At 49.3% G+C, this 14,293-nt stretch carries 6 protein-coding genes; all 6 read left to right on the top strand.

Annotated elements, in window-relative coordinates; translation table 11 throughout:
* The first annotated feature begins 66 nt into the window (after positions 1-66).
* The 6 genes from K7P01_RS29510 to K7P01_RS29485 all read left to right on the top strand — a co-directional run bounded on the left by K7P01_RS29510 (position 67) and on the right by K7P01_RS29485 (position 14,282).
* Entirely contained in the window at positions 67-4,308 is a 4,242-nt protein-coding gene (locus tag K7P01_RS29510; RefSeq protein ID WP_267298195.1) for a hybrid sensor histidine kinase/response regulator, read from the top strand.
* Between the two features lie 121 nt (positions 4,309-4,429).
* A complete protein-coding gene (locus tag K7P01_RS29505) occupies positions 4,430-5,404 on the top strand; it encodes a hypothetical protein (protein WP_267298194.1) in 975 nt (324 codons plus the stop codon).
* Positions 5,405-5,701: 297 nt separating this feature from the next.
* Complete coding sequence (locus tag K7P01_RS29500; RefSeq protein WP_397311151.1) at positions 5,702-7,474, top strand: metallophosphoesterase; 1,773 nt, start codon at positions 5,702-5,704, stop codon at positions 7,472-7,474.
* Positions 7,471-9,705 carry a ligand-binding sensor domain-containing protein gene (locus K7P01_RS29495; protein WP_267298192.1) on the top strand — a complete coding sequence of 745 codons (2,235 nt, stop codon included), beginning with the start codon at positions 7,471-7,473 and terminating at the stop codon, positions 9,703-9,705. Before K7P01_RS29500 ends, K7P01_RS29495 begins: the two co-directional genes overlap by 4 nt.
* A gap of 12 nt (positions 9,706-9,717) precedes the next feature.
* Positions 9,718-10,572, top strand: coding sequence for an ROK family protein (locus K7P01_RS29490; protein ID WP_267298191.1), 855 nt, complete (start codon positions 9,718-9,720; stop codon positions 10,570-10,572).
* A gap of 308 nt (positions 10,573-10,880) precedes the next feature.
* Positions 10,881-14,282 (top strand): SusC/RagA family TonB-linked outer membrane protein, encoded by a 3,402-nt coding sequence (locus tag K7P01_RS29485; RefSeq protein ID WP_267298190.1) that lies wholly within the window; start codon positions 10,881-10,883, stop codon positions 14,280-14,282.
* The last annotated feature ends 11 nt before the right edge of the window (positions 14,283-14,293 follow it).

Genomic DNA, 14,293 nt, shown 5'->3' with positions numbered 1-14,293 from the left:
TTATCCCTACAAATTCTGCTTCCAATAGGTGCGATATTGTCTATAAAAATTCTTAACCCCACACTTTTGGCTCAGAACAAGTTTTTCAAGACTGTGTGGATGCATTTATTCATACTGTCTCTGCTGAGTCTATCCTTACCTGTATATTCACAAGCTCAGCGTCCAAAATTTAAGCGATTAACAACGAACGAGGGGCTGTCCAATGGATTAGTGTCCGCCTCTTTGAAAGACCACAATGGTTTTATGTGGTTCGGCACGGGTGAAGGCCTTAACAAGTACGATGGTTATCAGTTTACAGCCTATAAGCATAACTCCGAAAAAGTCAGCAGTATAAGCGATAATTTGGTACGGGACGTCTTTGAAGACCGGACAGGTAACCTATGGATCGCTACGGAACGTGGCCTGGATCTATTTGACCGTGAAAAGGAGATATTTATTCGGTATAGTCCTGATGGTACGGCTGTATCCGTACGGGATATTTTTCAGGACAGTAAAAACCGAATATGGCTGGGTACAACGAAAGGACTTTTCCTATTCGATCCCGTCACCAAAACCTCCAGGCTCTTCTATTACGATGGGAACGATGACAATAATTTTAAACACAATTTTATTTATAGGATAACGGAGGATAATGGAGGTGATCTATGGATAGCCACACGGCAAGGACTGGGCAGATTCAATACCCTAACGCAACAATTTGTTGTGTATCATCATGACGAGGGTAAATCCAACAGTCTCAGTGTCAATTGGACCAAAGCAGTTTTTAAAGATAGCAAGGGAAATATCTGGGTGGGGACACAAGGAGGAGGCATTGCGCTGTTCAACAAAAAGGATAATTCCTTTCGGAATTTTCGCCATGACCCAACAAACCCCAATAGCGTGGCACACAATGATATTCTTTCATTTGTTGAAGGTAATGATGGGAAACTTTGGATAGGTACCGAAAATGGTGGAGTTAGTATCTTTGACCATGAGAGAAATACTTTTGTTACGTATCAACATGACGCTACGGACAATACAAGCCTGAGTAACAATTCCATCCATAGCCTTTACAAGGATGATATTGGAAACATATGGGTTGGCACCTGGTCCGGAGGAGTGAATTTTCTGCCATATCTAAAAGATAAATTCACACATTACAAGCAGATTCCTTTTAACAGCAATAGCCTGAGCAACAACCTTGTTTTATGCATTACGGGTGATAGCATGGGCAATATCTGGATTGGTACTGATGGAGGAGGATTGAATCAGCTCGATCAAAGTAGGGAAACCTTTACGCATTACAAACACGATAGCCAGAATGATAACTCGATCAGCACCGACTACATTATTACGTTAGTAGAAATTAGTAAGGGGACTCTTGGACTGGGCTATCACCGTGTAGGACTCGATTTTTTTGATCGGAACAAGAATGTTTTTACGCATTTGCTTGAAAACGAAAATTCCAATGGCTTATCCAGTGCGAGTGTGAGTATGACCCTAAAAGATCGTGAAGGTAATTTGTGGTTTGGCATGTTTGATAATGGGGGGCTATGTTTCTATGACACGAAGGAACATCATTTTACCCGGTATCGTCAAAACCCTCAGGATGAAAGGAGCTTTGGAGGAAGCTCTGTTTTTTCATTGGCAGAAGACAAAGAAGGAAATCTTTGGGTGGGTACGGACAATGGGTTGGATTTATTTGATCGAAAAAACAACCAGTTTATTCATCATCGCAATGATCCGCGCAACAAGGAAAGCCTGAGTCATAATACCGTTCGCTCTATCCTGGAAGATAGTCACGGCAACCTTTGGCTGGGCACTGACGGTGGTTTAAATCTCTTTAACAGGAAGTCCAATACCTTTATCGCGTATACTGAAAAGGACGGTTTGGCAAATGATGCTATCTACGGTATTCAGGAAGACAATCATGGCAATCTCTGGTTTAGCTCTAACAGGGGGCTTTCCCGATTCGATCCCGTGACAAAAACCTGTCGTAACTATGATGTGAGCGATGGACTACAAGATAATTCATTTAAGCCCAATGCCTGGTATAAGACTGCAGACGGAGAAATGGTATATGGGGGTGTTAATGGTTTTAATATCTTTCACCCGGATAGCATACGAGACAATACGTTCATTCCGCCTGTTTGGATCACTGATTTTAATGTATTTAATAAACCAGTTGAGATTGGCGGCAAGGACGCTCCCCTCCAAAAAAGCATCAGCGAGTCGAAAGAAATCATACTAACGTATAAACAATCGGTTTTTTCGTTTGAGTTCTCCGCTCTGAATTATACACTTTCAGAAAAGAACCAATACGCATTCATGATGGAAGGTTTTGATAAAGGATGGAATTACAGCGGTGTACGTCGGAGGGCAACATACACGAATCTGGATCCCGGGGAGTATACCTTCAGGGTGAAGGCCAGTAACAATGATGGAGCGTGGAATGAAGAAGGTACATCCATTAAAGTTATTATTACACCTCCTTTTTGGGCAACCGTTTGGTTTAAAACCCTTTTGGTACTGGTTGTTGCCGGATCGGTTTACGGCATTTTTAGGTTCAGGTTAAATGCTGTCGAAGCCCAGAAAGTAAAACTGGAAGAACAGGTCTACCTAAAGACGGCCGAAGTCATCGCACAGAAGGATGTTTTAGAAGCTCAGGCCGAGAACTTGCAGTCACTAAATGAAGAGCAACAGGCGCAAACCGAATTTCTTCAAACATTAAATGGCGAGCTTCAACAGCAGAAAGAAGAAATAATAGTCCAACGCGAAGAGGCCGAAAAGGCTAACCGGGCCAAGAGCATTTTTCTGGCAACCATGAGCCACGAAATAAGAACTCCGATGAATGGTGTGCTCGGTATGGCTTCACTACTGGCGGAGACTTCACTTACGCCTGAGCAAAGTGAATATACGGATACTATCATTAGTAGTGGAGAGGCCTTACTTACCGTTATTAATGACATACTCGACTTTTCAAAAATTGAATCAGGAAGTCTTGAGCTCGACAATCACTCCTTCGACTTGCGACAATGTGTAGAGGAGGTGATGGATGTATTTTCCGTAAAGATCGCACAGAAGGGTCTGGATCTGGTCTACCAGATAGACTACCAGATTCCGGCGCAGATAGTGAGTGATAGTCATCGTCTGCGTCAAATATTACTTAATCTGATCAGCAATGCCATGAAATTTACACACCGGGGTGAGATTTTCCTGGGAGTAGATTTAGTGAGCAACAGGAATGGCGAACTGGAGCTGGCTTTTCATATTCGGGATACAGGAATTGGTATACCCGATGATAAGATCTCAAGACTGTTCAAATCCTTCTCGCAAGTTGACTCTTCTACTACCCGAAAATATGGTGGCACAGGTCTGGGACTCGTCATTAGTCAGAAACTGGCGGAGTTAATGGGAGGCTCCATTACCGTGGAAAGTAAGCTAAATGTCGGCACGACATTTAGCTTTACTACAAAGAGCATGGTAAGCCAGGCGTCTATTCCTCAATCTGCACATTGCAATTCAGTTGGGAATGAGGGGAAAAGAATCCTGGTGATTGACGATAACGCGACAAACCTTAAGGTACTACAAACGCAGCTGGAGCAATGGAAGTTATCGTCTACAGTGACAATTTCCGGAGAGCATGCTTTGGAGCTGCTGTCGAACCACGAAAGATTTGACCTGGTCATTACGGATATGCAGATGCCGGACATGGACGGCATACAACTATCAAATAAAATAAAAGAAAAATATCCACGACTGCCCATAGTCCTTCTTAGTTCTATTGGCGATGAAAGTAAAAGGAAACATTCTGACTTGTTTGTAGCCGTGTTAAACAAGCCCGCCCGACAGCAGCAGTTGTGCAGGGTTATTAATTCAGCGCTAAAACCAGATGATGGGACTATGCCCGTAGAAACCCTGAGACCAAAACAAGTGCTCTCAGAAGATTTTGCAGCGAAATATCCACTTAGGTTTATGATTGCAGAAGATAACCTTGTAAACCAAAAGTTGGCTGTTCGGGTGTTGAATAAGTTAGGATATAAAAAAATTGATATAGCTCAAAATGGTCTGGAAGCAATCGAAAAAATAGGCCAACAGTTTTATGAAATAATTTTGATGGACGTGCAGATGCCGGAAATGGACGGCTTGGAGGCTACCAGGCAGATACGCGCAACAGCGGGTCAACGTCCCATTATAATCGCCATGACAGCTAACGCTATGGAGAGCGACCGGGAAGATTGTATACAAGCCGGTATGGACGATTACATCAGTAAACCCATTAAGCTGGATACAGTTGTCAAAATGCTTGAGAAATGGGCCTCCATGTAAACGTAAAGATTAACAGATGTGTATCATCGGCCCGGGTGTTTTTCCGGTAACATGTTTCTGCTATATCATTCGGGTGGGCGAATCCGTAAGTTCGTTAACAATACATTAAAACCCTCCCTCTATGAAACTATTAAGAACCCCTCCGTCATTTCTTGCGATCTTACTGCTGCTCGTTGCTTGCGGTGAAGATCCATTACGAGATGTCACCGAGCGCAACCTTACCACTCGTGAGGCCAATCCCGGTACAATGGGCATCGGCCCGCCGCCGCCGCAAATTCCCTGGACGTGTTCGATCGCGACGAGCACCGAGGCTCTCGCATATCATTTCTATGCTTTAGGGGACCAGTTCTTTCAGGGGCAAGATCCCGCAGCGGAAATTGTCCCAATAGAATATAATAACCAGGGAAACCCCACCAGGATCAAGACTTACGGCGGTTTTTTCGATAGCACGCGTTCGGTTTTTAGCTACGATGCATCGGCACGGCTGAGACGCCTTGTCCGGAATGGCTACCATATGATAAATAATGGGTTGAACTATACCACGACCTATAGCTTTGTCTACCACGGCACAACCTCTGTTACTGTATCCCGGGTAACAACACCCAGTGCGCTTTGGCCGCCTTTCGATACGGGATATACAAAGCTTTATTTGGATGCCGAGGGGAGAATTAAGGAAAAGCGTGAATACCTCACATCTACCGATGCAACGGCGCAGTATATCCTGAAGTACGCGTATAATTCAGCCGGTAACCTGTCGACCATTCTCTATATCGAGCCGAACGAGGGCCAGATGACCCTGGCTAGATTTGATGCCTACGACACAAAAAAGAATCTCTATAAAACAAACAAAGTCTGGCAGATGCTGATGGAACAGTACAGTAATAATAATCCTACGGACTTTACGATACAGTGGCCGGGGGCGGAGTTTAAAATGCGGTTTACCGTACAATATCTTTATAATTTGCCCGGTTACCCGATTAGTTTTGATCGGGAGCGGAATGACTACTATATCCCCACAGGACAGTGGCAATATGCCTGCTGCACCGTCCACAGTGAAATGACGTATAACTGTCAGGTAGTGCTGCCTAATCCATAACCGGCGCAAGACCTTTCACCCCGACTTCGCCCGCTATAGCTCTGCGTAGAGCCATAGCGGGCTTTTTCATTTGGCAACACCTCATAGACTACACCCAGCTTAGGCATCCATGCCCCGATTGACGTTTTTTGAACCTTTCCTTACGCAAAGTTAAACCTCTTCGCCCATGCCGGTCAGCTATCTTTGATGAGCGCAGCCATTGAAATTGTATTGCACGGCGTGCCACGTCGGCGGTATGCGCAAAAAAATAGTAATAGGATTGATATGACGATAGACAGGCCTTTGGGAATGCGGTGCATGTGTTTGATATTGGTACTACTGCTGTATGCTTGCGGCGAGAAATCCGATACAGCAGCGGTGTTGTCGGTGCACGAAGTGATGGATAGCGTCATCACGAGGCTCTACGCGCAGGTGCCGGTTGAGCAATACAATAGTATTGATGAAGCCTTTATCCTACATTTTCTGACGTTCGAAGAAAAGAAGGTACTATCCACCCGATATCAATACTTTCGGGTAAATGTGCCGGTGATGGTATCGCTGATGCGACACAAGGATCAGCAGACAGTTCCCTTCTGGCTGGAGGATGCCGGCTTTACCCGGTCGGGAAAGATCGTAGAAAACGAAGAATATGAATATGAAGTATGGCAGAAGCAATTCGAGCCCGGGTGGGTGGAGCTTGGCATCAATGGATTCGACAAACACCGGCCGGTATACTTTGTATCTGTGGGGCCGGTAAATGCTGCGGATGAGCTGAAGATAACAAACGCGTTTCCCGAGCAGTTTCCCACCGTGCCCATGACGGTAGGTGCGTTTACATACCATGACTGGCCCGGCCTGGAGTTGACGGCCGTGCCGCCGGAACTGGTAGGGCAATCGCTGTTTACGACGGTGAGAGGACGTGCCCGGGAAGCGCATGTCGTCGGAGCGTTTCGCGAGACACTTTTTCCTTCATCCGCCGTGCCGGATCAGGTCATGCAGACGTGGAGTGGCGATCCAAAGACCTCCGTGGATATACAATGGCGTACGCACCCGGGGGTGAAAGAGAGCGCTGTAAAATATTGGGTGACCGGCACAACGGATACGTTGGAGACAAAAGCAGTCTCGAATACGCTGCAAGACCGCATGCTCTCCAACGATCGGTATATACAACGCCACACTGTTTCGTTGCGGGTGCTAAAGCCGGGCACGAGGTATGGCTACACTGTTGGCTCCGGGCGGGGTAACAACTGGTCGCCTGCAGCGACCTTCGAAACTGAGGCAGACGAGGACAAGGGATTTTCTTTTATTTGGTTTGGCGACACGCATTGCTTCCCGGATTCCGGGCGAATGATTACACTGGCAGATCAGCAGCATAAAGATATTGCCTTTTACTCCATCGCCGGCGACATTGTCAGCACGGGGCTGTATCGCGATGAATGGGATCAATTGTTTCAGTATTCGGGCGGAGCATTTTCCCGGAAACCGCTTATGCCTGTGCCGGGCAACCACGACCGCCAGGACGGCCTGGGCGCCCAACTGTACTACGATCTTTTCAGTCTGCCGCACAACGGCCCGCCACGGGTCGAACCAGAGGCATCGTATGCATTCGAGTATGGTGATGCCCTGTTTCTCATGATCGACGCTACCTCGGAAGTGACCGACCACACCGCCTGGATCGAAGAAAAACTGACGAGCTCGAAGGCGTCCTGGAAGTTTGCCATGTTTCACTTCCCGCCATACAACTTTGAGGAACCCTACCAGGATATTCAGCAAGCCTGGGTACCCCTGTTTGATAAGTACCACGTAGACATGGTGATGGGTGGCCACATTCATTATTACATGCGTTCCAACCCCATGGCCGGAGGAAAGGTGGTGGATAGTTTCGATCAAGGCACCGTGTACACCATCTCGATCAGTATTCCCAGCGAGCACAACGATATCGGTACAGAGCCCTACGCCGCCGCGCGGTATAAAGACGGATACTTTTACCAGCGGGTAGATATCGCGGGCGATGTATTGAGCTACCGTACATTCGACGACAAGGGTACCTTGAAGGATTCGTTCACCATTCGCAAAAAGCAAAAAAGATGAGACGTCTCGCATTCTATTCTCTTCTACTGGCCGGTTGGCTGTCGATCGTGGCCTGTCAACCCGATCAACCCCCAGCCATCCATCAGCCTGTTTTTCAGGACGTATCCTTTCAGCAGGACTATAGTAAGAAGTATACAGCCACCGACAGTACGGTAGTATTGAATCAAGTAAGAACCGATCGCAACGGCGTGGTACAAATCTTGTCCTCGCAGGGGCTGTTACACCCCTATGCCGGAGAATTTCTATACCCGGGCACGCTGGTCGCCGATAGGTCTTTCCGTCCCTTACGCGATAAAAAGATCCGTGCAATTGGCACGTACCGACAGCAATTGGTATACCTGGATGACAAAGCTGTGTTCAGCAATGCCTGGGCCGGTAAGCTCTATAAAAAACATACGTTGCCGGATGCGATACTTTTTACTGGCGGCAAGGATTTTTCTTTTTTAGTGTCGGACGGAACGAAGCTGCAGTACCTGGACGACCGCGGAATAGGATGGGAGGGAAGCGCGCCCGCTGGCTTGATTGATATGGTATACGATGGCCACAGGAATGCGTTTATACTATTAAGCCCTTCGGGTATTTCCGTTTTTGCGGTGGCGGAGCATACGGTGAAGAACGTCTATACCGGCACGGGCCTGACGTGCCTGGCGCTGACAAACGGGGCAAATGATCTGGTGATTGGTACCCATGCCGGGTACCTCACGTTAGACGCTGGCAGCGGCCGGCAACGTGGTACATGGCAGGGTAAACTTCCGTGTGCCGACCTGACAGCTGTGAAAGAAATGAATGGCAGGCTCTGGTTCGGATCGGTACGCGGAGCCTTTATGGTACGCCCGGATGGTAAATTTAATTATTATGCATCCAAACGTTGGTTGCCTTCCGACAGGGTGATTGACCTCGCCCTGAAAGCCGACAGCTCCATCCTGGTACTGACCGATAAGGGGCTGGGGGAGATTTGCTTCAAATCGATGACGCTTGCCGACAAAGCCGCGTACTTCGGAAAACAGGTACGCAGTCGTCACATCCGCCACGGATTTAACGCCCAGCTGGAAAATCTGGACGAAGGCAATCTGGGCACCGGTACGCTGGACGACTCCGACAACGACGGACTGTGGACGTGTATGTACCTGGCGGCAGAGGTTTTCAGACACACCGTAACCGGCGCTGACGATGCCCTGGAGAATTGCCGTGAATCGATGGATGCCCTGGAGCGTCTGTATACCATCAACCCGATGCACGGGTTTCCTTCCCGTTCCTTCGAGCGACGGGGATATAAATACGACAGCGAGCCGTGGCGGCGCGCAGAAGATCCGGAATGGGACTGGAAGTCCACCACCAGCAGCGACGAGGCCATTGGCCACATGTTTGTATATGGGGTGATGGCCGAGCTAATGCGTGACGAGGACCTGAAGAAACGCGCCGTGGTGCTCATGGATTCTTTGATGCAGCACGTGCTCGATAACAATATGTACCTGGTGGACTGGGATGGCAAGCCTACGACGTGGGGCAAATGGAACCCGGAGTATGTCAATGCGCGGCCGGTGATGGTAGGCGACCGGAAGATCAACTCCTCGAATATTATCTCCATGCTGCAGACAGCATATCATTTCACGCACAAAGAAGTGTATAAAGAAAAAGCCTTTGAGCTGATGACCCGCCATGGTTATTACGAGAACCTCATGCGGCCCATGCGTGAAATCACGAAAGCCCCTGCTTCGGCCGACGATTGGAGCAAAATGTTGTCGGAGGCCTGGAACCACTCGGACGACGAGATGTATTTTCTGGGCTATTGGGGACTCTACAGGTATGCCTTCAACGATACCCTGCGAACAAATTTCCGGGAAGCGATCGTTGACCATTGGCAAGCTGAGCGTCCGGAGAAAGATGGCGCCTGGAATATTATGACGGCCGTTACCGGTACGCAACAATTCGACCTCGATGAGGCGGTTTGGTATCTACAGGAATACCCGCTGGACCTTGTCAGCTGGGATGTGAAGAATAGCGATCGCGGCGACATTGTGAAGATCGACACCAACTTCCGCAAGCAATATACCGCGGAGGTGCTGCCACCCGACGAGTTGGGCATATCCCGGCACAACGCCAATCGCTTCGAGCTAGACGGAGGCAACGGCGGTGCATCGGAATACAGCGCGGGCGACATTTGGCTATTGCCCTACTGGATGGGACGCTACCTGGGTGTTATCAGCGCACCCAACATGATTAAACGATAACCCCGAGCACGTATGATAATAGGAGTCGATCTGGGAGGAACCAATGTGCGGGCCGGAGTCGAATCAGAAGGGCATATTCATCAGCAACGCGGCGAGATCTTTAACAACCGCGGGTCGCTGGCAGACACACTGGAACAACTGGTGGAATTTATCCGGCCGCTGGTGAGTCCGGTCGTGACCGGAATCGGCATCGGAGTTCCTTCGGTGGTAGACATCGCCAACGGCATCGTTTACAACGTTGGAAATATACCGGCGTGGAAAGCCGTGCCTTTGCGGCAAATTCTGGAGGACGCACTGTCTCTTCCGGTGGCAGTTAACAACGATGTGAACTGTTTTATTCTGGGCGAGCACCGTTTCGGAGAGGCGAGGGGCAAGCATACCGTGGTGGGCATTTCGTCGGGTACGGGGCTGGGATCGGGTATTGTTATTGACGATCAGTTATATCATGGACGCAACTGCGGTGCGGGCGAGCTGGGGTTGCTGGCATACCTCGACCGGAATATCGAGTATTATGCGTCGGGCAACTTCTTTGAAGCAGTTCACCAGTTAACAGCCATCGAAGCGCACCGCCGGGCGCTGGCGGGTGATGCTACCGCCGTAGCGCTGTGGCGGGAGTTCGGAGCACACATCGGCCACGTCATCAAGACAGTGGTTTTAACGTATGACCCCGAAGCCATCGTGATCGGCGGATCCCTGTCAAAAGCATTTCGTTTTTTTGAAGAAGCCATGTATACCAGCCTGGCGAATTTTTGTTACCCCGAGTCGATCCGCCGGTTGGAAATCTATCAATCCAGGAATGAGAACATAGCCTTGCTCGGTGCGGCGGCACTGATCAGCCACCACCAGCCCGCGCCATCGGCACGATGAGTCGTTAGGTGTATTACAGACCATTATCATACGTATACATCCGCTACAAATCCTGCGGCGGAGCGCTTGCCACGCCGTAAAATATCTACCTCACTTCTTGCGCAAAGATCGAACTGGTTAACGCAAAATGCGCGCAGGGTACGGTGCGTTCGTCGCTACATTTGTCCGTTGAAAGAATAATATATAGCGGGAGACGAAAAAGTATATAGTAATTGATTGTATGATTACTCCCGCTTTATGAAATAATTACCGTTTCCCAATCATCGTAACCGAAACTTAATACACATAAACCAAACCAGTTTATATATATGGAAGTAGACTTTTACAAGCAAAGGCAAGGGCAGCGGCGTACACGGTTGCTGGCCCTGTTCATGATGTTGGTTGTAAATGCCGGGGTGGTATTTGCAGCGAACGACGTTACGGTGTCGGGAAAGGTGACTTCTGCGGAAGACGGTGCTGCCCTGCCAGGCGTGAATGTATATGTCAAGGGGACGCAGTCAGGTACCATGACGGATGTCGAAGGTCGGTATACATTGTCCGTGGCCAATGGTGAAGCCGTTGTGGTTTTTTCGTACATAGGTTTCACGACGCAGGAAGTTGTCGTTGGAGATCGCACGACGGTAGACGTAACGCTGCTGCCGAACTCCGAATCGTTGGACGAAGTGGTCGTAACGGCCCTCGGAATTAAGCGCGAAGAGCGTTCCCTGGGATATTCCGTGGGAAAAGTGAATGGCGAAGACTTGAGCCGCATTCCGCAAGAAAACGTACTGAACGGTCTCGCCGGCCGGGTACCGGGTGTCGCTATATCGTCTACCGGCGGACCGGGTTCGTCTGTGAGCATGATTATACGGGGAGCTAAATCCCTGAGCAGCGACAACCAGCCGCTCTTTATCGTAGACGGTGTACCGGTTGCAAGTGGCCTCAATAATATTGGCGGCTTTGGAAGTGACAATCGTGTGGACTATGGCAATGCTATTTCGGACATTAATACGGATAATATAGAGTCGGTGTCGGTGCTGAAAGGCGCCAGCGCGACCGCATTGTACGGTTCGAGGGCAGGAAACGGCGTGGTGTTGATTACCACGAAATCCGGATCAAGGGTTAAACGTATGACGATAAACGTATCCTCCAACAACGCCTTTGATATACCGTACAAGTTTCTTCCTTTTCACAGCAAATTCGCTATTGGGGTACGTCCGTACACTCCCGATAATAATCCCTCCGGCGTATTGACAATCGACGAGGAGTCGGTGGCCGGCAACGGCCCGGAGCTTGATAAAGGCTACAAAGCCATTCAATGGAACAGCCCGCTCGATGAAAACGGTAATCCCATTCCGACAGCATTGGTGTCGCACCCCGACAATGTAAAGGACTTTGTACAGACCGGTATCACGTCGACAAACTCCATTTCGATCGCGAACAGCACCGGGCAGCTGAATTACAACATTGCCTACACAAACATGTCCAACCGCGGGATCATTCCCAACTCCGACCTTTTTCGGAATTCCCTGGACCTGAGTACCGGAGTGCAGTTAAATCCGAAGGTAAAGGTGACGACCAACCTGAATTTCACCCGGAGCAATTCCAACAATCGTCCGGCGAACAACCGCGGTGCGAACCCCATTCAGTGGGCGTATTACGTATCGCCGCACATTGATATCAACGATCTGCGTAATTACTGGGTAAAAGGCCAGGAAGGCTTACAACAGCTTACACAGGACAATGGCGCTGGGGAATACAACAATCCCTATTTTCTGGCGTATGAAGTGAATAATAGTTTTGTACGTGATCGGGTATATGGCAATGTCAAAGCCGAATGGCAGATCTCCAACGCCTTCAGCCTGATGGGACGTTATTCGATGGATACGTATCGTGAGCAACGCGAATCCAAAATAGCCAACAGCTATACCGGCGAGCCCAAAGGTGCCTATGGCGTTGTAAACATGGACCGGTTCGAACGCAACGCCGACTTTCTCCTTACCTATAAGAAAGACTTTGCGCCCTGGCATGTCACGGCGTCGATCGGTGGGAACACGATGTATCAAAAATCGGGCAATGTATCGACTTCCAGTAAACCCGGAGCCGGCCTGATCACACCGGGAATATATACTATCCAAAATATTGCGGTGGACAACCTCGACTACAGCAACTATTTCGGTGAAAAAGGTATTTACAGCACGTATGGCCTGGTAAACCTGGGGTATAAAGATATGGTCTACCTGGATCTTACCGCGCGTAACGACTGGTCGAGCACGTTGCCGAAAGGAGAGAATTCTTACTTCTATCCATCTGCCTCTATCAGTGTGCTGGTGAACGAAATGTTGCCCATGCCTGAACAGGTAAGCATGCTGAAGCTACGGGGCGCGGTGGCGCAGGTGGGTAATGATACAGGCCCCTACCAGTTGATCAATATCATGAATACCGCCAGCGCATGGGAGGGCACGCCACGGGTAACGAGGCCGCAGGACTTGCTTACACCTGCCTTAAAGCCTGAGATTTCTACTTCTACGGAAGTGGGGGCGGAGTTCGGTCTGCTGAGCAATCGCATACGATTCGAAGGAACATACTACACGACGGATAACAAAAACCAGATCATTCTGACGGACATGGCGCCGTCGTCGGGGTTCGAAAGGCAAAAAATAAACGCCGGACTTTTGCAGAGCCGCGGCTGGGAGTTTGGTCTGGGCGGTACGCCTGTTCAAAAAGGTGACTTGCGCTGGGACGTTTCGGTGAATTATAGTCGCAACCGCACCAAGATCGTTGAGCTGCCAGAAGAGCTTAAATTTTATTCTTTCTGGAGCGACGGTCGGGCTGAGGTAAGAACCTATGTTGGCGAAACAATCGGCGACATCTATGACAGCAAGATGGTGACGGTCGAAGATAAGACCTCTCCGTACTATGGTTACCCGCTTCTGAGCGACGAAGGCACCTGGCAGGTGATCAGAAGCAGTAATGTGAAGAACAAGATCGGAAATTTTAATCCCGACTTCACGATGGGGCTGCAAACTACGGTGGCGTACAAGGCCTTTACGTTGAATATGTCGTTCGACTGGCGCAAGGGTGGCGATTTTATCTCACAAACGTATCGATATGCAGAGTCGGATCTGAAGACACAAAGATTTTTGGATCTGCTGATCAATCCGGGAAATCGCACAGGACAAGAGTTGCGCGATTGGCTGGTGGCAAACCAGGGAAGTTTGATTACCGATGGTATCAATATCGTTGGAGGCCCCACGGCAGCCTATGGTGGGCAACCATTAGAGCCCGGCGACGGTGTAACGCTCAATGACGGTGTCTTCAACCCCGGTGTGATAGCGCAGTACGACGGTGACGGAAATATCATCGGGTATACCGAGAACCTGGGTGGAGAGGGAACGAAGTATGTCCCCTACGCCGATAACTATCCCTGGGATTTTATGGGTGCTGCCATGTTCGATGCCTCATTCATCAAGCTCCGGGAGATCTCCCTCGCGTATCAGTTGCCGGCGCCGTTGGTACAATCCATCGGCATTCGCAACGCGTCGCTGTCGGTCTACGCCCGGAACATCATGCTCTGGACGGCCGCCAAGATAGGAGTAGATCCTGAACTGGCGTTCCAACCCGAGTCGGGCGCGCAGGGAAATGGTATCCAGTTCAAGCAAGGAATTGAACGATACAACGTTAGCCCCTGGACGATTTCTACAGGTTTTAAATTGAGCCTCACTTTCTAAAACACGATCAC

It is taken from the genome of Parachryseolinea silvisoli (genome assembly GCF_021190955.1).
Taxonomy (GTDB): domain Bacteria; phylum Bacteroidota; class Bacteroidia; order Cytophagales; family Cyclobacteriaceae; genus Ohtaekwangia; species Ohtaekwangia silvisoli.
This window is presented reverse-complemented; position numbering and strand designations above follow the sequence as displayed.

Coding starts and splice junctions, on each gene's coding strand:
- K7P01_RS29505 (WP_267298194.1), top strand. CDS start 4,430: ATGAAACTATTAAGAACCCCTCCGTCATTTCTTGCGATCTTACTGCTG.
- K7P01_RS29500 (WP_397311151.1), top strand. CDS start 5,702: ATGTGTTTGATATTGGTACTACTGCTGTATGCTTGCGGCGAGAAATCC.
- K7P01_RS29495 (WP_267298192.1), top strand. CDS start 7,471: ATGAGACGTCTCGCATTCTATTCTCTTCTACTGGCCGGTTGGCTGTCG.
- K7P01_RS29490 (WP_267298191.1), top strand. CDS start 9,718: ATGATAATAGGAGTCGATCTGGGAGGAACCAATGTGCGGGCCGGAGTC.
- K7P01_RS29485 (WP_267298190.1), top strand. CDS start 10,881: ATGGAAGTAGACTTTTACAAGCAAAGGCAAGGGCAGCGGCGTACACGG.